The 22462-nt window shown below is 64.0% G+C and carries 11 protein-coding genes; 2 read left to right on the top strand and 9 right to left on the bottom strand.

The genetic code is table 11. The features are described 5' to 3' along the window. Positions 1 to 101 precede the first annotated feature (101 nt). The 4 genes from astD to IB249_RS14485 form a co-directional block, all read right to left on the bottom strand. Positions 102 to 1568, bottom strand: a complete 1467-nt coding sequence (astD, locus tag IB249_RS14500; protein WP_192305793.1) for a succinylglutamate-semialdehyde dehydrogenase — start codon at positions 1566 to 1568, stop codon at positions 102 to 104. After that, complete coding sequence (gene astA, locus IB249_RS14495; RefSeq protein ID WP_192305791.1) at positions 1565 to 2593, bottom strand: arginine N-succinyltransferase; 1029 nt, start codon at positions 2591 to 2593, stop codon at positions 1565 to 1567. Before astA ends, astD begins: the two co-directional genes overlap by 4 nt. 71 nt (positions 2594 to 2664) lie before the next feature. After that, the gene (gene aruF, locus IB249_RS14490; RefSeq protein ID WP_192305789.1) at positions 2665 to 3684 is read right to left on the bottom strand and encodes an arginine/ornithine succinyltransferase subunit alpha; all 1020 of its coding nucleotides are present in this window, start codon (positions 3682 to 3684) and stop codon (positions 2665 to 2667) included. Between the two features lie 126 nt (positions 3685 to 3810). After that, entirely contained in the window at positions 3811 to 5031 is a 1221-nt protein-coding gene (locus tag IB249_RS14485; RefSeq protein WP_192305787.1) for an aspartate aminotransferase family protein, read from the bottom strand. A gap of 306 nt (positions 5032 to 5337) precedes the next feature. Here IB249_RS14485 and IB249_RS14480 point away from each other — a divergent pair, with 306 nt between their 5' ends. Both IB249_RS14480 and IB249_RS14475 read left to right on the top strand, forming a co-directional pair. Then, positions 5338 to 13011, top strand: coding sequence for a dermonecrotic toxin domain-containing protein (locus IB249_RS14480; protein WP_192305785.1), 7674 nt, complete (start codon positions 5338 to 5340; stop codon positions 13009 to 13011). 93 nt (positions 13012 to 13104) lie between these two features. Next, positions 13105 to 17814: a dermonecrotic toxin domain-containing protein gene (locus IB249_RS14475; RefSeq protein ID WP_192305783.1), complete on the top strand. Its 4710-nt coding sequence runs from the start codon at positions 13105 to 13107 to the stop codon at positions 17812 to 17814. Between the two features lie 98 nt (positions 17815 to 17912). Here the strand turns inward: IB249_RS14475 and argR are convergent, their stop codons facing one another. From argR to IB249_RS14450, 5 genes are all read right to left on the bottom strand, one after another. Further along, the gene (gene argR / locus IB249_RS14470; RefSeq protein ID WP_192305781.1) at positions 17913 to 18893 is read right to left on the bottom strand and encodes a transcriptional regulator ArgR; all 981 of its coding nucleotides are present in this window, start codon (positions 18891 to 18893) and stop codon (positions 17913 to 17915) included. Between the two features lie 257 nt (positions 18894 to 19150). After that, positions 19151 to 19915, bottom strand: coding sequence for an ABC transporter ATP-binding protein (locus tag IB249_RS14465; protein ID WP_192305779.1), 765 nt, complete (start codon positions 19913 to 19915; stop codon positions 19151 to 19153). 27 nt (positions 19916 to 19942) lie between these two features. Continuing rightward, complete coding sequence (locus tag IB249_RS14460; RefSeq protein WP_192305777.1) at positions 19943 to 21067, bottom strand: M14 family metallopeptidase; 1125 nt, start codon at positions 21065 to 21067, stop codon at positions 19943 to 19945. A gap of 1 nt (position 21068) precedes the next feature. After that, complete coding sequence (locus IB249_RS14455; protein ID WP_192305775.1) at positions 21069 to 21767, bottom strand: ABC transporter permease; 699 nt, start codon at positions 21765 to 21767, stop codon at positions 21069 to 21071. Next, entirely contained in the window at positions 21764 to 22453 is a 690-nt protein-coding gene (locus IB249_RS14450; RefSeq protein ID WP_192305773.1) for an ABC transporter permease, read from the bottom strand. The genes IB249_RS14455 and IB249_RS14450 overlap by 4 nt, the downstream gene beginning before the upstream one ends. Positions 22454 to 22462 lie beyond the last annotated feature (9 nt).

The following is a 22462-nucleotide window of genomic DNA, read 5'->3' as shown; positions in this document are numbered from 1 at the left end:
GGCCATCGCGAGCAGGCTCGCTCCCACAGGGAGGATTGAGGTGTACACACCACTTGTGGACACCCCGATCATTGTGGGAGCGAGCCTGCTCGCGATTGGCATCACGCCATCTTCACGCCCGGCGTCAACGTGGCAGGCAACACCAGGCTCGGCGTCTCCAGCGAGGCCACCGGGTACGCGCAGTAATCCGCCGCATAGTAGGCGCTGGCACGGTGGTTACCCGAGGCGCCGACGCCGCCGAACGGTGCGCTGCTCGCGGCACCGGTCAGTTGTTTGTTCCAGTTGACGATGCCGGCGCGGCTTTCCAGCCAAAATTGCTGGTAACGCGCTTCGGAATCCGACAGCAAGCCGGCTGCCAGGCCGTAGGCGGTATCGTTGGCTTCCGCAATCGCCGCTTCAAAGTCAGCGTAGCGGATCACTTGCAGCAACGGACCGAACAGCTCTTCGTCCGGACGTTCGGCCACCGCCGTCACATCGACGATGCCCGGCGTCAGCAAGGCCGCCTGGGCCTCGGGTTGAGTCATTTCCAGCAGCGCCACTGCGCCGTTGGCCAGCAGGTGCGCCTGGGCGTCGAGCAACGCCTTGGCTGCGCCCAGGGAAATCACCGAGCCCATGAACGGCGCCGGCTGCTGGTCGAAGGCGCCGACCTCGAGGGTCGAACTGACCGCCACCAGCCGCGCCAGCAGCGCATCGCCCCAGGCGCCTTGCGGCACCAGCAGGCGCCGCGCGCAGGTGCAACGCTGGCCGGCGGAGATGAACGCCGACTGGATGATGGTGTACACCGCAGCCTCCACGTCGGCGACCTGATCGACCACCAGCGGGTTGTTGCCGCCCATTTCCAGGGCGAGGATCTTGTCCGGACGTCCGGCAAACTGGTTGTGCAGGTGATTACCGGTGCGGCTGGAACCGGTGAAGAACAGGCCGTCGATCCCGGGGTTCGCCGCCAGGGCAATGCCGGTTTCCCGCGCGCCTTGCAGCAGGTTCAGCACGCCGGCCGGCAGGCCGGCTTCGATCCAGCACTTGACGGTCAGCTCGGCGACTTTCGGCGTCAGCTCACTGGGTTTGAACAGCACGCTGTTACCGGCCAGCAACGCCGGCACGATGTGCCCGTTGGGCAAGTGACCGGGGAAGTTGTAGGGGCCGAACACCGCCACCACACCGTGGGGCTTGTGGCGCAACACGGCGGTGGCGTCGCCCAGCGGGCCGCTCTTCTCGCCGGTGCGCTCGCGGTAGCTTTGCACCGAGATCGCAATCTTGTTGACCATGCTGGTCACTTCGGTCGCTGCTTCCCACAACGGTTTACCGGTTTCCTCACCGATGGTGCGGGCCAGTTCGTCGGCGTGGGTTTTCAGGGCGGCGGCAAAAGCCTCCAGCACCGAGATGCGCTCATCCAGCGTGCGCCGGGCCCAGCCGGGGAACGCCTGGCGCGCCGCCTGCACGGCCGACTCGACCTGGGCGGCGCTGGCGCCCTCGCCCGCCCACAGCACTTGCTGGGTCACCGGGTTCAGCGACTGCAAGGCGTCGCCCTGGCCGGCCAGCCATTCACCTGCGATGTATAGCGAATTCATTGTTTCGACTCCCGGGCAGCGGACAACGGAACGGCGCGCACCTGATCGCCTGCGGTCAGTTGCAGGCGTTTGGCGGTCAGTGGGTCAACCACCAGCGTGCCGGCGGCGAAGCGTGCGGGTGCGGCGGTGATGCGGCAGTCTTCGCGCTTGCGGTTATGAATGATGAACGGCGTGGCGTCCTCGCCCGGCGTACCGATGGCCAGCACCAGCGCCTGGCTGTCGCGCACCGCACGGATCTTGGCGGTTTCGCATTCGATGGCCGGGCCCGCGTCGAAAATATCGACGTAGCCCTGATAGCTGAAACCTTCGCTCCTGAGCATCGACAGCGCCGGCTCGGTGTCCGGGTGGACCTGGCCGATCACGTTGCGCGCATCCGGCGACAGGAAGCAGGTGTACAACGGGAATTTCGGCATCAGTTCGGCGATGAACGCCTTGTTGCCCACGCCGGTCAGGTAGTCGGCCTGGCTGAACTCCATCTTGAAGAAGTGCCGGCCCAGGCTTTCCCAGAACGGCGAACGCCCGGCTTCATCGGAGACGCCGCGCATTTCGGCGATGATCTTGTTGCCGAACAGCTGCGGGAACTCGGCGATGAACATGAACCGCGCCTTGGACAGCATGCGGCCGTTGAGGCCCGTGCGGTAGTCGGCGTGCAGGAACAGCGAGCACAGCTCGGAGTTGCCGGTCAGGTCGTTGGCCAGGAACAGCGTGGGGATTTCGCGGTAGATGTTCAGCTCTTGCGAGGCGCTGACGGTCAGACCGACACGGAAGTTGTACCAGGGCTCTCGCAGGCCCACGGCACCGGCAATGGCGGAAATGCCCACCACACGGCCGTCGTCGTCTTCGAGCACGAACAGGTAGTCCGCATCGCCGCGCCCGGCTTCGCCGCGGAAGGTCTTCTCGGCCCAGCCGACCCGATGGGTCAGGCGTTCTTCGTTGGCCGGCAAGGTGGTCAGGCCGGTGCCGGTGCTGCGGGCCAGGTCGATCAGAGCGGGTAAATCGCTGCTGCGTACGGGACGAACGATCATGCTATCTCCTCAAACGGGCCGCTTGCGCCACCCGCGAAACTCTTGCTGCGTTCCAGGTTGGCAAGCAGGCGTTAAACCGCCACCAGGCGCACGCTGGCACCCTCACCGACGCCCAGGGCTTCGGCCGCTTGCAGATCCAGGGTCACGGGCTTGCCCGGCGCGTAATCGAGCTCGAGCAACACGGCGCGGTAATCCTGCAACTGGGCGTTGGCCACCAGGTACTGACGACCGACCCCTTTGACCGTCTCGCCGATTTTCACCGGCACCACGCGGCTCTGGGCAATCGAACGGATCCCCGAAACACGCGCATGCAGGGTCGGGCCGCCGTCGAAAATGTCGATGTAGTGATCGGTCTCGAAGCCTTCGCGCATCAGGATGTCGAAGGTGATCTGCGCCCGCGGATGCACCTGGCCCATGGCCTCTTGCGCCGAGTCCGGCAGCAGGGGCACGTAGATCGGGTAATGCGGCATCAGCTCGGCCAGGAACGTGCGGCTCTTGAGCCCGCACAGGCGCTCGGCCTCGGCGTAGTTAAGGTCGAAAAAGTTGCGGCCGATGGCGTCCCAGAACGGCGAGTCGCCGTTTTCATCGCTGTAGCCGACGATCTCGGTCACCACCGAATCGGCGAAGCGCTCCGGATGACTGGCTACGAACAGCAGGCGGCCACGGGAGTTGAGTTCGGCCCAGGGCGAACCCACCAGGTCGCGCGTCACGTAGAAACTGGTCAGCAGGCTGTTGCCGGTCAGGTCGTGGCATTGGGAGAGCACGTGGATCTTGTTATGAATCTTCAGCTCGCGGGAGGCGTGCACGAAGGTTTCATTGCGGAAGCTGTAGAACGGCTCGGAGTAACCGGCCGAAGCGACAATGGCCGAGCAACCGGCGAGCTTGCCGGTGTCGGTGTCTTCGAGGACAAAGAAATAGGTCTCTTCGCCATTGAAGCTGACTTCGGCGGCGAACGACGCTTCGCTCGCGGCGATCTTGTCGCTCAGGCGTTCAACGTCATCCGGCAGGGAAGTGACACCAATCGGACTGTCCGCAGCCAGACGCTGTACCTCGCCCAGATCAGCCATTTGCGCGGGGCGCATCACCAGCATGGTGTCACTCCTTTCTTAAAACTCTTTGAGAAAAACAAGCCGGGCCGACTTTTGAACTTCCGTAGGGAAATCGGCCCGGCATGACATTGGGATCGGCGCCCGAATCTTCGGGCGCCGAACGGTCCATCAGGCTTGCGTCAGTTTGGCCGCCGCGCGTTCGAAGCGGTCCAGGCCGGCATCGATGTCGGCGTCTTCGACCACCAGGCTCGGGGCGAAACGCACCACGTCCGGGCCGGCTTGCAGGACCATCAGGCCTTCTTTTTCAGCGGCGTTGAAGATGTCCTTGGCCTTGCCTTTCCAGGCATCGGTCAGCACGCAGCCGATCAGCAGGCCCATGCCGCGCACCTGGTTGAACAGGCCGTATTTCTCGCCGATCTGCAGCAGGCGCGCCTTGAATTTTTCATGCTTGGCCTTCACGCCAGCCAGCACTTCAGGGGTGTTGATCACGTCGATCACCGCTTCGCCCACGGCGCACGCCAGCGGGTTGCCGCCGTAGGTGGTGCCGTGGGTGCCGACCACCAGGTGTTTGGCCAGTGCGTCGGTGGTGAGCATCGCCGCGATCGGGAAACCGCCGCCCAGGCTCTTGGCGCTGGTGAGGATGTCCGGGATCACGCCGTAATGCTGGTAGGCGAACAGGTGGCCGGTGCGGCCCATGCCGGTCTGCACTTCGTCGAAGATCAGCAGCGCGTCGTGCGCGTTGCACAGGTCACGGGCGCCTTGCAGGTAGTCGAGTTCGGCCGGGATCACACCGCTCTCGCCCTGGATTGGCTCAAGGATCACCGCGCAGGTCTTGTCGGAAATGGCCGCTTTGAGCGCCGCCAGATCGTTGTAAGGCACATGGGTGATGCCGGTGATTTTCGGACCGAAGCCGTCGGAATACTTCGGCTGGCCTCCGACGTTCACGGTGAACAGGGTACGACCGTGGAAGCTGTTGACCGTGGCGATGATCTCGTATTTTTCGCTGCCGAACCGGTCGAAGCCGACGCGACGGGCCAGCTTGAGCGCGGCCTCGTTGGCTTCGGCGCCGGAGTTGCAGAAGAAGGCACGCTCGGCGAAGGTCGCGTCGATCAGCTTGTGGGCCAGGCGCAGGGCCGGCTCGTTGGTGAACACGTTCGACACATGCCACAGCTTGTTCGCCTGTTCGGTCAACGCACCGACCAGCGCCGGGTGCGCATGGCCCAGTACGTTAACGGCAATCCCGCCGGCGAAGTCGATCAGCTCGCGACCGGACTGGTCCCAGACGCGGGAACCGGCGCCACGTACCGGAATGAAAGCGGCAGGCGCGTAGTTGGGAACCATTACCTGGTCGAAATCGGCGCGTTCTACCGCAGCGTGCTCAACGGACATCGGAGTCTCCTGAAGAGGAACACTCGCCTGAAACTGGCGAGCTTGGTGAGGATTGTAAGGACAGTTTTCAGCCCGGCCTTGTCGCCAAGCGACAACTTCTTATAGCGCAAACCCCGGTTTCAGCCGGGTTTACGGCAATGCGACATATAGCGTCGCAAAGGCGCAGTTTAAACTGCGGACGGGGCAAGAGGCAGGGTCGCGCGGATTTGATTTCACCGCGCTGTCGATCCGATAACTATGTACCGCCAGCCCCGCGCCCGTCCTTGATTTCCTTGCGCACTCTCCAAACGCTCAAGGAAACGCACGATGCAGCAGGTCCAGGATCGCTCGGCCACGGTCAGCGCGGCACCCTCAGAACACCCCGACAGCCATTACCAGCACCTCGGCAACGCCCTGCCCGACTGGCTTGGCCAGGTCTCGCCCGCTCAGCGCCAGGCACTCAAGGTCACACCACCCCGGCTCGCCGACGGATTGAAGGAGGCGTCGCCCGAACAGCACCAGACCCTGCAGACACTGACTGCCGCGCACTGGAGCGCACAAAGCGCGGTCGATAAACGCCTGGAACACCTGCAAGACGCCAGCGCCTTCGCCGAACCCTTGCTCAGGGCTGCGCTGAAAAACCAGTTCGGCCTGGACCTGGACGTGAGAAACACCTGGTTGCGCCTGTACGTGCCGATCAACGTGCCCGGGTTTGCGCTGAAAACCGGCGCCCGCGCCTGGACCGTTTCCTTGCTGGACGCGGCCCTGCATAACTTCGACGCGCAGGAGAGCGAAGACGATGCCTACGAAGCGCACTCGTGCTTCATCAGCGCGCCGACGCCCACCGGTCAATTCGACACCCTGCCCCAGATCAAGCAGACGTTGAGCATCCCGGCGTTCATCAAACTGTGCAGAACCCTCGACATAGGCGCGCTGTACCAGGCCGGCCTGAAGGAAAGCCTGGGTTTTTCCGAGCCGGTGGGCGCCGCCGTACTGCGCCTGAAAATCGACGCAAGCGAGCAAGCCGCCTTGAGAGCCGCCCTGCAGTGGGCGCGGATGAACGGTGACCTCGACGAGCAATATCTGCGCTTGATCGGCGGGCTGCTCGACGGGTTGCAAGGCATGCGCATCAACGGCCAGGCCTTGCGCTGCCACGACCTGACGATGATGTCGGCGAGCCTGACCGGCATCGTGCTGTTTGCCCCGGACCTGGAACGGTCGCGCGAAGCGGTGCCCGTGGTCGCCTACGTGCCCGGTGACCCCGAGCACCCGGTCAAGCAGTACGGCTCCAGCGCCGAGATGGCCGCCGAGTTGATCCGCCAACTGCGCTCAGCGCCGTACCAGCAGTTCTTCAGCCGCTTCGTGGCTTACGAAAAACGCGGTGTGTTCTTTGCCACGTTGAACACGCGCCTGAGCACACTGGCGTGGCACGAACCGGTCGCCGGCAGCGCGCTGCCGTCCTGGCGGCCAACACCCGTGGAAAAACCGGACCTGCAGTTCACCGCCTCGCTCATTGACGGCGACCTGTGGCGCCACCTGTATCAGGGCAAACTGAACAAGATCCTCAATGACGCCCGCACCCTCGCCGTCTGCACCGCGTCTGCCGACCGGAAAGCGCGTTGGGCGCTGTGGGATTCCTTCGTCGACATAGCGTCCGAGATTCTCCAGACGGCCGCCTTCATCGTGGCGCCATTTGTGCCGGGGCTGGGGGAATTGATGATGGCCTACATGGCGTATCAACTGCTCGATGAAACCTTTGAGGGCGTGATCGACTGGACCCTGGGACAAACCCGCGAAGGCTTCGAACACTTGATGGGGGCCGTGGAGTCGCTGGTACAACTGGGGGTGTTCGCGGCGGGCGCGACGATTGGCGCGGGGGAATATCGCAAAGTGCTGCCCAGCGAGGTCGTGGCGTTCATCGACCGCTTCAAGCCGGTCACCCTGGCCAATGGAAAAACCCGCTACTGGAAACCCGACCTCAAGGCCTATGAACACCCCGCGCCAGCCGCTCGAACCGAAGTCGACGCGCTGGGCCTGCGCGCGCATCAAGGCAAACAACTGCTGCCCATCGACCAGGCCCACTATGCGGTGAGCCAAAATCCGATCACCGGGCAATACCACATCGAACACCCGACCCGGCCGGACGCGTACCGCCCCCCACTGCACCACAACGGCGACGGCGCCTGGCACACCGAACTCGAGCAGCCGCTGGAGTGGGACACCTCTACCGCGCTGCGGCGCATCGGCCATTCGGTCGAAGGCTTTTCCGACGCCCGCCGCGAGCGGATTCTGCAGGTCAGCGGCTGCTCCGAGGACGCGCTGCGCAAGATGCACGTCAATCAGCAGTCCTTGCCGCCACTGCTGGCCGACAGTATCAAGCGCTTCCAAATCGATCAGGACCTTGAACGGTTTATCGGCCAACTGGACAGCGAATCGCCCGAGCAGTATCTGCTCGCGGAGCCATCGCTGCTGCTGCAACTGCTCAAGCGGCACCCGCGCTGGCCAGCGGACAAACCCCTGCAATTCATTGAAGCAGGCGGCTATGACCTGGCGCAGGGCGACCTCCTGCAAACGCTGCTGCAGACCCTCGACGTCAGCGAGATCAAAACACTGCTGGGCGAAGGGTTTGGTGACCCTACACCGTCGCTCGACAGACGGACCCGTACCCTCAGGAAACAACTGGTGGACCTGGCCCGGGAACATCGCACGTCGCTGTTTGAATCACGCTACCAATCCCTTGAGCAAACCCACGACCCACGGGTTCGCCAGATCGCGCAACACGATCCGCACCTGCCGCTCAGCGTCGCACGGGAGCTGGCCGACACCGCGACCGGCGAGGAACTTCAGCAGATCCGCCAGGGACAGCTTCCCGCGCGTCAACAGGCACTGATTGAGCTGGCCAACCAGGAAGTGCGCGTCACCCGTGCCTTCGAAGGGTTGGAGCTGGATTCGGTGAACAATCCCGACACCGAGACCCTGGCGCTGCACAGCCTGCAACAGTTACCCGGCTGGACCCATGAGGTGCGTATCGAGGTCCGCGACGGCAGCTATGAAGGACGCCGGCTGGACAGCGCCGGAGCGGTGCAGGCCCCGCTGCAGAAAATCCTTGTGCGCCAGGCCGACGGTCGCTACCAGCCTTTCGACGATCGCGGCCAGGCGCTGCATTCGGTCACCGATTTCTATTCGAGCATTCTGTACGCCCTGCCCGACTCGGAACGCCAGGCGCTGAACCTGCACATCGGCCAGGGGCAGCAGCTCAAAGCCGCGATACGCGAACGCCCGCTGGCACGCAGTGAACTGCGCGTGGCGATTTCCCACCCACCGGTGCAGGCGCCTGCCCTCGACACCCTGCGCCTGGTGACCGTCCAGGGTTATCGCCGCCTGCTGCGCACGGAGCCCACCTCCCAGGAACTGCCCTTCACTCTGGAACAACGCGCCCAGACGCTGTTTCCCGGGTGCTCCATGGATGAAATCGACGCGCTGCTGACGCGATTGCGCAGCCACCCCGACGGGGTACGGGCCGAGTTGTCGCGCCTGGGCAACGAATTCACGCGACTGGCCGAAGACCTGGGTCGCTGGGTCAACCAGACCCCGACCGCCAACCGCCACGGGCTGCTGACACAGGCGCAATACCAGGATGCCCACCAGGCACGCCGTTTGTTCAAGGACGCCCTGCTGCAATGCTGGCGCCGGGAAACCCGCAACGCTGTCGGTTACATGCTGTTCGTGCCGGGCTCGATCCCCGGCGAGCTGCCGCCCCTGAGCGCCGACTTCGCCCATGTCGCTTCGCTGCAGATCAACGGCAGCAGCGGCACCACCGGCCTCGATGGCTTTTTGCAGCACCTGCCCGGCCTGGTGCATCTGGAGATGGTCAACTTCGAGCTGCCAGGCCTGCCCCAGGCCATCACCGCAATGCCGGAACTGCGCCAACTGGTGGCACGCAACTGCGCCCTCTCGCTGTCGCCGTCCGACCAGCGGATCCTCGCCTCCTCACCGCTGCTGTCACTGCTGGATCTGCAAAACAATCCACTGGCGCACGCACCTGACCTGCGCGCCATACCGACGTTGCGCGAAGTCAACCTGGCCGCCACCGGCATCCGCACGGTGCCCGCGGACCTGCTCGATCATCCGCAACTGATCATTGGCAACTTCTCCAACAACGCCATCACCGAATTGCCCGAGCCGCTCTACACACTGGGCGCGGAACTGAGCAACGGCTACTGTTTTGCCGACAACCCGTTGTCCACCGCCACCCGCGAACGGATCAGACGTCATTACCTGCGCACCGGCACGCACTTCGCCGTGTTGCCCGAACACGTGGACATCGCTCGGGTGGGCAACCTGTTTCCGCAAATGAACATCGGGCAGGTCACCGACCTGCTCTATCGCCTGCCCGGAACGCTGGCCGAAGGCCGGGAACAACTGACCCGCTGGGAAGCCGAACTCACCGTCCTGGTCGGCGACCTGTCGCGCTGGGAGAACGACACCCCGGAGCGTGATCCCGCGACACATCGTCCGCTTAACATCAATGAGATGTTTACCGAACAGGTGGCCAGGGAAGCCTTCGCCCGATCACTGGAGTCGTTCTGGCGCAATCGATTCAGCGACCATCCCGAGCGGTTCCGGCTGGAATTGAAGTTCATCGGCGATCTACCGGCACTCAACGCCGATTTCAGTCATGTGCCGCTGCTGACCTTCGTCGGCAATCCCCACATCGGTGCCATCGACCCGTTCCTGCAACGCTTCCCCGGCCTGCGGGGCCTGCACCTCAAGAACTTCACACTCAACCAACTGCCCACGGCGCTGGCGCGCATGCCGAAACTGCGCACCCTGAGCCTCGATCATTGCCACCTGACGCTCCCCGCCGATGGCCAACTGGCGCTGGCCGCACCGCACATGCTCGGTACCCTGGAACTGGCCAACAACCCGCTGGGCAGCCCGCCCGACCTGACACGGCTGCCCGCGCTCACCTACCTGGACCTGAGCCGGTGCGGATTGTCGACGATCCCGGTCGGTCTTGCCGGGCACACCGAACTCATGACCGCCGTGCTCAGTGGCAACCGCATTACCGCCCTGCCCGATGAGTTCTTCACCTTTTCTGCGGCACAAGTCGATGGCCTGGATTTCGCGCATAACCCGTTGTCGCTCGCCACCCGTGAACGGATCAAGCGCTACTTTCAGGACCAGCGAGAAGACCTGGGCGTGCGCGCTGACGAGGCCGACATCCGGCAGGTGCAACAATTGTTCCCCACCTTGGACGAGGAGGACGCCAGCGATGTGATCTACGACCTGCCCGGCACCCTGCAAGAGGGCCGCGAGCACCTGCGGCGCTGGGCATCGGAACTCACGCAACTGATCGACACCTTCGCGGCGTGGGTGAAAAACGTGCCGGAGCATCATCCGGTCAGCGGTGAACCGCTCAATGCCGATCAGCGATTCACCGAGCAACGGGCCAGGATGCAGTTTTCCCAGGACCTGGAGCGATACTGGCGCAGTCGCCCCGACCCTGAGCAGCAGCGCGCCGACACCTTCGTCCTGAACCTGAATTTCTGCGGCGACCTGCCGCCGATCACGGCGGATTTCGGCCATGTGACCAGCCTGAGCCTCGCCGGCAACCCGGGCGTTCTCGGCAGCGAGCGGTTCCTCGAACGGTTCCCCAATCTTCACACCCTCGACCTGCATGACTTCGCCCTGGATCGAATCCCCCCGGGGCTGACGCAGATGTCAGCGCTTCGGGAACTGATCATGACCCGCTGTCAACTGCCCCTGACACCGGAAGACCAGGCCGTCCTTTCGTCACTCGATGGCCTCGAAGCGCTGGACCTGAGTGACAACCCGCTGACGGTCGCGCCGGATATCACAGGCCTGCCGTTGCTCCATGAACTGCGGTTGTCCAACACCGGGATCGACCAGTTACCCAAGGGCTTGACCGACCTGGAGCACCTGAAGATTGCAACGCTTCACAGCAACCGGATCGCCGAACTGCCCGACGACCTGTTTTCGGTGGACAGGCAGTTCGCCGAGGGCATCAACCTGAGCCACAACCCGCTGTCGGCCGACAGCCGGGAGCAGATCAAGATCCACTACGCCGCCACCGGTCATGACTTTGCCGTGCCCGCCGGGCAGGCAGAGATCGGCCGGGTCCAGGCCTTGTTCAGGCTGATGGATAAAGAGGACGCCAGCCATGTGATCTACAAGCTGCCCGGAACGCTTGAGGACGGTCGCGCGCAGTTGGCCCGGTGGGAAGCCGAAATCAGCCAGTTGACCGAGGACCTCGATCACTGGACTCAGGACGTCCCCGCCCGTCACCCATTACTCGGGCACACACTGGGAGCCCCGGAAATCGACGCAGAGCTGATTGCACGACAACACTTTGCGCAGCAGTTGGAGCAATTCTGGCGCCAGCGGGTGCCCAACACGCCGGAGCTGCGGGACAACACCTTCATCGCCGAGCCGTCGTTCATCGGTGAGATGCCGGCGCTGACCGCCGACTTCAGCCATGTCTCGCTGCTGTCCCTCAAAGGTCATGATGCCCTGCGCATGCAGGCGCGTTTCCTCGACTGCTTCAGCGGCCTGCAACACCTGGAACTGCGTCATTTCGACCTGGGCCGGATTCCCTCCGAGATTGCCCGCATATCCACCCTGGAGTTTCTGGTCCTGGGCCGTTGCGGCGTGGTCTTCGATGACGAAGGGCAAGCCGTGCTCGGCGCGTTGCCACGCTTGAAAATGCTCGACCTGTTCGATAACCCGCTGGGCCGCGCACCGGACCTCACGCCCTTGCAAACCCTGACGTTCATTGACTTTTCCGGCACCGGCATCGAGCGCATGCCTCCCGGCGTGGCGAGCCTTCCCGAGTTGAACACCGCCCTGCTGCGCGACAACCTGATCACTGAATTGCCGCCAGCGCTCTATCAATTGCCGGGGGCCAACGGCGACGGTTTCGACCTGACCAACAACCCGCTGTCCGAGGCGACGCTTGAACGCTTGAAAGCCTACTGGCAGCGAACCGGCAGCGACCTCGGCGCCTCGGCCGCCCCGACAGACATCGAGCACGCCCTGGCGCTGTACCCGGGCCTGGACAGCGTCGAAGCCAGCCACCTGATCTTTGCCCTGCCCGGCACCCTGGCGGAGGGTCGCGTTGAACTGGCTCGCCGGCAAACCGAACTGGGCAGGCTGATCGACGACCTTGACGCCTGGGTCGCGGACATCTCCCACCACCCGACCACCGGCGAACCGCTCGACGCCGCCGCACGGGCACAGGAACAAGAACGACGGCGGGCGTTCAAGGACAGCCTGGAACAATGCTGGCGAACCCTCCCGGTGGAAAACCGCTTCGCCGATGAACTCAGCTTCAAGTTCAACGCGTCGTTCTTCGGCGACTTGCCGGTGCTGACGGCTGACTTCGGCAATGTCCTGGAGCTCTACCTGTCCCACAGCGGCCCCCACGCTCCGCGGATCGGCCGCTTTCTCGAGCACTTCCCCAACCTGACCCGCCTGGCGATTCGCGGTTATCGTCTGCAGCGGATTCCCGACGCCATCTTCAACATGCGCCAGCTGACCGCGTTCAGTCTGCCGGAATGCCACATCACCCTGGACAGCGTCTCGGTGAACGCACTGGCCGGCCTGCACGACCTCGACAGTCTGAACCTGCGTGGCAATCCGCTGAGCCTGGCGCCCGACCTGAGCCACATGCAGGACCTGACCTCGCTGGATCTGAGCCACACCGGGTTGACCGTCATGCCCAAAGGGCTGCTCGCCAACCACGGTTTGCTCAGTGCGCAGCTGAGCTACAACGCCATCACCCAGGTACCGATCGAACTGACGCAAGCCGCTGCCCACTTCACCCAAGGCTTCGACTTGCGCGGCAACCCACTGTCAGCGCAAAGCCTGGAGCGCATCGCCGCGCACTTTCGTGAAACAGGCAACACCCTGGGCATCGACGGCTTGACGCAACGGCCCCGCGCCGATGACCCGGCGAATGGCATCGACATGGAGCACTGAGACCGCCCTGGCCCTGTGCGTTAACTATGTACCGCACAGGGCCAGACGCCCTTTGTTTTGCTGGCAACCCAATCAACCGCTAAGGACTGCGCAATGAATCACCCGGAACCCCCATGGACGGCCTTGCCCGACGTGCACTTTCATCCTGCATTCAACAACCTGCCGCCGTGGCTGCTCAAGGCATCGCCGGCCACCCGCGACAGGTTGGCCGACGCGGACCTGCAACGTCCCTCATGGCACGCGCTCGCGACCCGCGAGCAATGGCAGGCGCTGAAAAACGCCAGCGACCAGCACATGATCGAGCGCACGCGCCTGGAGTCACGGCTGGCCAGGCTGCAAAACGCCCGGGACTTCGCCGAGCCGCTGCTGACGGCGGCGTTGAGCAGCCGCTTCGGCCTCGAACTGGACGTCAAGACCACCTTCCTGCGCCTGTACATCCCGCAGCACATTCCCTGGTTGCCGATTACGTCCGGTGCCGCGCGCACCTGGACGGTGTCACTGCTGGACGCGGCACTGCACAACTTCCAGGCCTCGGAAACACGCGACGAAGCCTACGAGCCGGACTCGACCTACATCACCGAGCCCTCGCCCACCGGGCAGTTCGACACCTTGCCAGCGATCAAACGGCAACTGCCGATTCAGCGTTTTACCCAGTTGTGCCGCGAGCTGGACATCGGCGCCCGCTACCAGGCCTACCTCAAGGAATCCCTGGGGCTGAACAACCGGGTGGCCAGCGAGGTGATCAAAACCTACGTCATCCAGTCGCACAAAACCGCGCTGCGGGCCGCCCTGGAAATGGCGCACCTGCGCAAGGACCTGCCAGAAGATGTTTATCGAGCGATCCACGAGCAGGTTCTCCAGGCCCCGCGCGCGGATAATCGCACGTTGCGCGGCCACAGCCTGAACATGATGGCCTCGACCTTGACCGGAATCCTGGTGTTCGCCGCCGGACTGCAAGGCGCGCGGCGAGCCCTGCCGGTAGTGGCGTACATTCCCGACGACCCCGAGGCGCCGCTCAAACACTACGAGAACGCCCAGGCGTTCATCGGCGACCTGACCCGCAAACTGCGCTCTCCTGCCTACCAGGCGTTTTTCAGCCGCTTCGTCGATCATGGCGAACGCGGGCATTTCTTCGCCGACCTCACCCGGCGCCTGGGCCGCGTCACCTGGCATCAACGCCAGCCCGGCGATTCGCAGCCGAGTTGGCGCAACACGCCCATCGACACCCCCAACCTGCAGTTCTCGGTCAACCCGATCAACGCTGAACTGTGGCCCCACCTCTACCAGCAACACCTGAACAAAATCCTCAACGACGCGCGTACCGTGGCCGTCTCCACCGCCAGCGCCGACCGCGCCGCACGCTGGGCGCTGTGGGACGCCCTGGGAAAAATCGCCAGCACGATTGTCGAAGTGGTGTCGTTCGTGGCCCTGCCGTTCGTGCCGTTTCTCGGCGAGTTGATGCTGGCCTACCTGGCTTATCAGGTCCTCGACGAATCCTTCGAAGGCATCATCGACTGGGCCGAAGGTTTGAAAACCCAGGCGCTGGGCCAGTTGCTCAACATCGCGCAAACGGCGGTGCAACTCGGGGTCTTCGCCGTGGGCGGCGCCATGGCGGCCAATGCGTTCAGTCGCTTGCTGCCCGCGCAAACCGTGGCCCTGTTCTCGTCGTTCAAACCGGTGCGCAACGCCGGCAAAACCCGCTACTGGCGGCCGGACCTGACGCCCTACGAGCAGGCGCTCGAACTGCCGAAAAGCGCCAGGCCCGATGAGCTGGGCCTGTATCGACACCAGGGCAAGACCCTGTTGCGCCTGGAGGACAAGCTTTACGCGGTGAAACCGGACAGCCATAGCGGCGAATTCCAGATCGAGCATCCGACCCGCGCCGAGGCCTATCAGCCGCCGTTGCAACACAACCACCACGGCGCCTGGCAGACCGTGCTGGATGACCCGATCACCTGGGATCGAGACACCGTGATGCGTCGCCTCGGCCACAGCGTCGAGTCATTCAGTCACGCCGAACGCGAGCAGATCCTGCGCATCAGCGGCTTCCACGACAACGTCTTGCGCGAGGTCCACGTCGAGCACCAGCGCCCGCCTTCGCTGCTGACCGACACGATCAAACGCTTCAGGATCGACCGCGATATCCAGGCCCTGATCGACGACCCCGCCCGCCAGCACCCCGACCGTGAGCAAGCGCTGCACCAGCGCCTGTCGCTGTTCGAATCGCGCTACCGCGACAGCGAGCAAACCAGCGACCGCGACATCCAACTGCTGCAAGGCGCCGTGCGCGGGCTGCCGACCGACATCGCCGGGGAACTGGTGGCCAACGCCACCGCCAGCGAACGCCTGGACATGCACCACGGCCGCACGCCACGGCGCCTGACCGACCTGGCGTACAAGGCCCTGGAAGCGGTGCGGGTCGCCCGGGCCTACGAGGGGTTCTACCTGCCCGACATGGAAACCGTGGACACCCGCCGGCTGGCCCTGCACAGCCTGGAATCCATGCCCGGCTGGCCGACCCGCCTGCGCATCGAGGTGCGCCGGTATTCGCACACCGGCGAGGTGCTGGACAGCCTCGGCGAAACCGACGCGCCGGACGTCAAGACATTGGTCAACGAGCAGGACGACACCTTTCACCTGCATGAAGACCCGGATCGACACGGCACCTTCTACCAGGTGCTCCTGGGCACCCTGACCCAGGCCGAACGCGACACGTTGGGGCTTGTCGGCGAAGACAGCCGGGCGCTGAAAAAACGCATCGTCGATGTCGCGACGAACCAGCCGCGACTGCGCACGCTGTTCGCCAAACACCCGCTGCGAAAACCCGTTTACGACCCGTCGACCATGCGCCTGCCCGGCGGCACCCAGGGTTACCCGCGCCGCCATGGCAGCGCAATCCCCACGCTGGAGAACCGGGTGCTCGAACTCTATCGCGGGCTGGACGAAGAGGAATTGAGCGCGGTGATTGCCAGCCTGCGCAGCCATCCCGATGGCGCCCGCATGGAACTCACGCGGCGGGCCAGTGAACTGCATCAATTGCATCGCGATCTGAGCCGCTGGATCAACGACACCCCGGTCCTCGACCCGGACACCGGGTTGGCGCTGAGTGACAGCGAACAGCAGGGGATGCGCAACAATCGCCGTTTGCTGGCGCAGGAAATCCGCCGCAGTTGGCGACGCCAGTCCGAGCGTGACGTCGAAGCAGGCGATGGTGACTTTCGCTACACGCTGCGGTTCAGCGAGCCGATTCCGGGCGACCTGCCCCTCCTCACGGCCAATTTTCCCGACGTTTCGGTACTGACCCTCGAGGGCCATCGCGCCGCGCACGGCATCCCGGCCTTTCTGCAACGGTTCAGCGGGTTGCGCCGGCTGGAACTGCGCCGTTTCACCCTCGACCGGCTGCCCGACGCGATCGCGAACATGCCGCACCTCGAAACCTTGATCCTCAGCGACTGCGGGATTCAGTTCGACGGCATCGCCTGGAAAAAACTGGCGTCGATGAACAAACTCAAGGTCCTCGATCTCAACCGCAATGCGGTTGACGCCGTGCCGGAGATCGAATCGATGCCGGGGCTGGTTCACCTCGACTTGAGCGACACCGGGTTGACCGCCCTGCCCCGTGGCGCCACGCAACACAACGGGCTCAACACCCTGATGTTGATGAACAACGCCATCGACCAGTTGCCGCCCGGTCTGTTCGACAGCCCGGTGCATGAAAAGCGTGGAGTGTTCCTGTCCAACAACCCGCTCACCGAAGCGTCGCGGGAACAGATCAAGCTGCATTACTTCCAGACCGCCTACGATCTCGGGGTGTCGGCACCGGCGGCGGACATCCAGCGGGTCATGGCGCTGTACCCGAACCTGGAATCGGCACAGGCCAGCGACTTCCTCTACGAACTGCCCGGCACCTGGGCCGACAGCCTGAGCGAGCTGACCCGGCTGGAAGCCGAGCTGGCGCAACTGGGTCACGACCTGTCCGCCTGGACCGCCGACCTGCCAGCGCTGCACCCGGTGTCCGGCGAACCCTTCACCGCCGATCAGGTGTTGACCGAGCACCTCAACCGCGATGCCTTCATGCAGGCGCTGCAACGCTGCTGGCGTCAGGACATGGAGCTGGACGAATTCAATGAGCGGCTCGAACCCACTTATGAGCTGGTGCTCGATTCGGTGATTCACGGTGAGCTGCCGACCCTGCGCGCCGATTTCAGCCATGTCTCGGCGCTGGAATTGCGCAGCGACCATGGCGCGACACGCATCGGGCGTTTCCTCGAGGCGTTCCCCAAACTGAAACGCCTGAAGCTGGCCGACTTTGACCTGGGCACTCTGCCTGAGGCGGTGTTCAAGATGGGCCCGTTGAACTCACTGTCGCTGCCCAACTGCCGGATCACCCTGTCAGCGCAATCGGCCAGCGCGTTGGCGGGCATGGAGGGTATCGAGTACCTCGACCTGGCGCACAACCCACTGCAACTCACCCCGGACTTCAGCCAGATGCAAAGCCTCGCGACCGTGGTGATGCATGACACAGGCTTGCGGGAAGTCCCCCGTGGCTTGCTCGACAAAGCCGCACTGGACTGGGTGGACCTGAGCAACAACGCCATCACCGATGTCCCCAGCGACATCCTGGAAATGACGACGGACCAGGCGGATGTCCTGCACCTGTCCAACAACCCGTTCAGCGAAGCCACGCTGCTGCGCCTGATCGCCCACTACGAAAAGACCGGCATCGATTTCGGCATCGAAGCCGTGATCCAGCGCGGCGAAGTGCAAATGGCGACGTCCGACGAATCGGAGGCGGATGAGTAGTGAGTGACGGCGATAACGCGGGATGCCAGATATCCAGCGCCGCCCCGGGTTTTGCGAGCCGGCTCGCTCCCACAGGGGATGCAGGGCCTGCTTTGTCGTCAGCCGCGCTCGGAGGGGACCGATGACAGCTCGAACGGGCTGCTGCTGCGCCGCTGGTTGCGGTCTTCGCGCGGGGTGGCGCCGAAGAAGTTGCGGTAGGCGCTGGAGAAGTGCGGCCCCGAAGAGAAGCCGCAGGACAGGCCGATCTGGATGATCGACTTGCTGGTTTGCATCAACATCTGCCGGGCCTTGTTCAGTCGCAGTTCCAGGTAATACTGGCTCGGCACGCGGTTGAGGTATTGCTTGAAGATCCGCTCCAGCTGCCGACGGGACACGCACACGTGCTGGGCGATTTCGTCGGTGGTCAGCGGCTCTTCGATGTTGGCTTCCATCAGCAGCACCGCCTGGGTGAGCTTCGGATGGCTGGAGCCCAAGCGGTTCTGCAATGGAATGCGCTGACGCTCGCCGCCTTCGCGGATGCGCTCCACCACCAGCTCTTCCGACACGGCACCGGCCAGTTCGGCGCCGTGATCCCGGGCCAACACCGCCAGCAGCAAGTCGAGCACCGACATGCCGCCGCACGCGGTCAGGCGATCGCGATCCCAGTCGAACAGGTGGCTGGTGGCGATGACTTTGGGGAAGCGTTCGGCGAAGTCGTCCTGCCAGCGCCAGTGCACGGCGGCGCGATAACCGTCGAGCAGACCGAGCTGCGCCAGCGGGTAGACCCCGGCCGACAAGCCGCCGATCACACAACCGGCGCGCACCAGTTGCTTGAGCGCGCTGCTCAGTGCCGGCGTCATCGCAGTCGGTGGCTCGTCGGCGAGCAGGAACAGTTTCTGGAAATTCTCGAGCTTGCCGGTCCAGGCCTCGCCCGGCAATTGCCAGGCGCCTTCGCCCGGCGCTTCGGCCTGCAGGAACGACAGTTCGTAGACCACCTCCGGATGCACACGCTGGGCCACACGCAAGGCCTCCTCAGCCAGCGCAAGCGTCAGGGCTTTAGTGCTGGGCCAAATCAGGAAACCAATTCGATGGGCAGTCATGGCGGGCAATCCGAAGCGAAATCAAGTGTTGAAGGCATGGGCCAATGCTAGCCCGTAAATGAACACAAAACTCAAAACCAGTCACGATCCGGGCAGCGATCTGAATGTGGGAGCGAGCCTGCTCGCGAAAGCGATGAATCAGTCGACATCTGCTTGGGATGTCACACCGTATTCGCGAGCAGGCTCGCTCCCACAGATCCGGGGCCGGCTTCAGGCTGCGAAGCATGCACTATCAAGGTGCACAAAGGCAGCCCTGATTACTTCAGGCTCCCGGAGAGGAATTGCTGCAGACGCTCCGATTGCGGGTTCACCAGCACTTCACGCGGGTTACCGCTTTCCTCGACGACGCCTTTGTGCAGGAACACCAACTGGTTCGACACTTCACGGGCGAAGCCCATTTCGTGGGTCACCACCACCATGGTGCGGCCTTCCTGCGCCAGGGCCTGCATCACCTTGAGCACGTCACCGACCAGCTCCGGGTCGAGCGCCGAGGTCGGTTCGTCGAACAGCATCACCTCCGGTTCCATCGCCAGCGCACGGGCAATCGCCACGCGCTGCTGCTCGCCGCCGGACATGTGCCCCGGGTAGGCGTCCTTGCGATGGGCCACGCCGACCTTGTTCAGGTAGTGCTCGGCTTTCTCGCGGGCTTCGGCCTTGGGCACGCCCAGTACGTGGACCGGCGCTTCCATGATGTTTTCCAGCGCGGTCATGTGCGACCACAGGTTGAAATGCTGGAACACCATCGACAGGCGCGAACGCATGCGCTGCAGCTGCTTCGGATCGGCGGCCTTCATCGCGCCGTCCTTGTTCGCCACCAGCTTCAACTCTTCGTTGTTGAGCAGGATACGGCCCGCGTGCGGCTGCTCCAGCAGGTTGATGCAGCGCAGGAAAGTACTTTTGCCGGAGCCACTGGAGCCGATGATGCTGATCACATCGCCGGCGGCCGCTTTCAGGGACACACCCTTGAGCACTTCGTGACTGCCATAGCGTTTATGCAGGTCTTGGACTTCAAGTTTGTACATGCTGTCGGTTCTCACAAAAACAGTCAGTCAGTCGTTGAGCAAGCGCCCGTGACGCAGCGCTTCGCGCCCCGCCACCTTGGCCAGCCAGAAACCGGGTTGGGCATAACGCAGCCGTTCAATGGCAAACAGCACCCCGGACGTACCCGCACACACGGTGCTCACCCGATCCGATAACGGATCGATCACTTCGAAAATCTCGTCGCCGGCTTCGATCCACTCGCCGGGCCTGCGCAGGAAACTGACCACGCCCGGGTGCGGCGCGAACAGCAACTCGGTGCCTTCGAACGGCATGCCTTCACAAGGCTCCTGCGCCGGTCTTGGCCATTCGCCGCCGATCAGCCCCTGTTCGGCGAGGAACGCCAGGATGCCTTCGGCATAGGCCTCGGCATCGTCGCGAGCGGTGTCGGCCTGGCCACCCAGCTCGACGGTCGTCGCCAGGCACGCCAGGGGAATCTGCGCGTCGGGGAACAGCCGCGACAGGCGCAGCCATGGCAGCGAACAGGCTTCATCGAACGAGCTGCCACCGGAATCCTCGGCCAGCAGGCCGACCTTGACGTTCAGGTGCGCGGCCAGCGAACGCCACTGCGGCCAGTGTTGCGGCAAGGCGTACATGTGCAGCGCCGCTTCGGCATCGCAATGCAGGTCCAGCACCACGTCCGCCGTGCAGGCATGACTGAGCAGGATGCGCTGCATGCCTTGCAGCTGGCTCGCGGCGGCAGGCAACGCCGCCAGGTGATCGCTCATGGCCTGGCGGATCAGGCGGATGTTGGCGTGCGGGTCGTCGCCCAGGTGCCCGGCGAGTTGTGCGGCGACGGGCGCGCTGAGTTCGACGAAATCACGGTTGAAGTTCTTGCCGCTGCCCGCCTCGAAACGCCCTTGATGATTGCCCTGCAACAGTTGACCCAGGCCCAGTGGGTTGGCCACCGGCACCAGTTCGATGACGCCGTTGAGCAGGCCCTGGGCTTCGAGTTCGCCCAGGCGCTTTTTCAGCTCCCAGGCGGTGCGCATACCCGGCAGTTCATCGGCGTGCAGGCTGGCCTGAATGTAGGCCTTGCGCTCGCCACTGCACTCTCTATTCCCAAAGCTGAACACCGAGATCTGCCGCTCGCTGCCCAGGTGGCTCCATGGCAGGGAATGATCGATACGTTCCATATCAGTGCTTCCGCGGGGCCAGGTAGCCCAGCCAGCGGCGCTCGGCCAGTTTGAACAGCTTCACCAGGATGAAGGTCAGGCACAGGTAGAACACGCCCGCCGTGATGTACGCCTCGAACGGCAGGTAGAACTGGGCGTTGACCGTGCGCGCGGCGCCGGTGATGTCGATCAGGGTCACGATGGAGGCCAGGCTGGTGGTCTGCAACATCATGATCACTTCGTTGCTGTACTGCGGCAGCGCCCGGCGCAGGGCCGATGGCAACAGGATGCGCTTGTACATCTTGAAGCGCGACATGCCCATGGCCTTGGCCGCCTCGATCTCGCCGTTCGGCGTGGCGCGCAGGCTGCCGGCGATGATTTCCGCGGTGTAGGCGCTGGTGTTGATGGCAAACGCCAGGCAGGCACAGAACGTGGCGCTGGACAGCCACGGCCAGAGGAAGCTTTCGCGCACCGCTTCGAATTGCGCCAGGCCGTAGTAGATCAGGAACAGCTGCACCAGCATCGGCGTGCCACGGATCACGTAGGTGTAGAGCCAGGCGGCGCCGTTGACCACCGCGTTCTTCGAGACGCGCATCAGGCCCAGGGGCAGCGCGCACAGCAGGCCGAAGAACAACGACAGCGCGAGCAGTTTGAGGGTGGTCAGCAAACCGCTGAAGTACAGCGGCAAGGCCTCCCAGATGACGTTGTAGTCGAAGATCATAGCTCAGCCGCCCTTACGCCTACCGAGTAGCGCTTCTCGAGGTGACGCAATGCCAGCAACGAGACGCTGGTGATCACCAGGTACATCGCCGCCACTGCGAGGAAGAAGGTGAAAGGCTCGCGGGTGGCATCCGCCGCCTGCTTGGCCTTGAACATCATGTCCTGCAGGCCCACCACCGAAATCAGCGCGGTGGCCTTGGTCAATACCAGCCAGTTGTTGGTGAAGCCCGGAATCGCCAGGCGAATCATCTGCGGCACCATCACCCGGAAGAACACCTGGAAACTGCTCATGCCGTAGGCCATGCCAGCTTCGGCCTGCCCCTTGGGGATCGCCATGAAGGCGCCACGGAAGGTTTCCGACAGGTACGCACCGAAGATGAAGCCCAGTGTGCCGATACCGGCGGCCAGCGGGTTGAGGTCGATGTAGTCGTCGTAGCCGAGCATCGGTGCCACACGGTTGAGCAGGTCCTGGCCACCGTAGAAAATCAGCAGGATCAGCACCAGGTCGGGAATCCCGCGAATCACCGTGGAATACAGGTCGCCCAGCCACGCCAGCCAGCGCACCGGCGACAGACGCAGCGCCACGCCGATCAGCCCCAGGACAATGGCCAGCGCCATGGACGACAAGGCGAGCTGAAGCGTCAGCCATGCGCCATCGAGGATGACAGCCCCGTAGCCTTTCAACATGATTCAGGT

It is taken from the genome of Pseudomonas sp. PDM04 (assembly GCF_014851765.1).
Taxonomy (GTDB): Bacteria; Pseudomonadota; Gammaproteobacteria; order Pseudomonadales; family Pseudomonadaceae; genus Aquipseudomonas.
The sequence above is the reverse complement of the archived record's forward strand: the minus strand, read 5'-3'. Positions and strand labels throughout refer to the sequence as shown.

Bases quoted from the DNA above. Each gene is read 5' to 3' on its own strand.
- astA (WP_192305791.1), bottom strand. From the start codon at position 2,593: ATGATCGTTCGTCCCGTACGCAGCAGCGATTTACCCGCTCTGATCGAC.
- IB249_RS14460 (WP_192305777.1), bottom strand. From the start codon at position 21,067: ATGGAACGTATCGATCATTCCCTGCCATGGAGCCACCTGGGCAGCGAG.
- IB249_RS14465 (WP_192305779.1), bottom strand. From the start codon at position 19,915: ATGTACAAACTTGAAGTCCAAGACCTGCATAAACGCTATGGCAGTCAC.
- IB249_RS14450 (WP_192305773.1), bottom strand. From the start codon at position 22,453: ATGTTGAAAGGCTACGGGGCTGTCATCCTCGATGGCGCATGGCTGACG.
- IB249_RS14475 (WP_192305783.1), top strand. From the start codon at position 13,105: ATGAATCACCCGGAACCCCCATGGACGGCCTTGCCCGACGTGCACTTT.
- argR (WP_192305781.1), bottom strand. From the start codon at position 18,893: ATGACTGCCCATCGAATTGGTTTCCTGATTTGGCCCAGCACTAAAGCC.
- aruF (WP_192305789.1), bottom strand. From the start codon at position 3,684: ATGCTGGTGATGCGCCCCGCGCAAATGGCTGATCTGGGCGAGGTACAG.
- IB249_RS14485 (WP_192305787.1), bottom strand. From the start codon at position 5,031: ATGTCCGTTGAGCACGCTGCGGTAGAACGCGCCGATTTCGACCAGGTA.
- astD (WP_192305793.1), bottom strand. From the start codon at position 1,568: ATGAATTCGCTATACATCGCAGGTGAATGGCTGGCCGGCCAGGGCGAC.
- IB249_RS14455 (WP_192305775.1), bottom strand. From the start codon at position 21,767: ATGATCTTCGACTACAACGTCATCTGGGAGGCCTTGCCGCTGTACTTC.
- IB249_RS14480 (WP_192305785.1), top strand. From the start codon at position 5,338: ATGCAGCAGGTCCAGGATCGCTCGGCCACGGTCAGCGCGGCACCCTCA.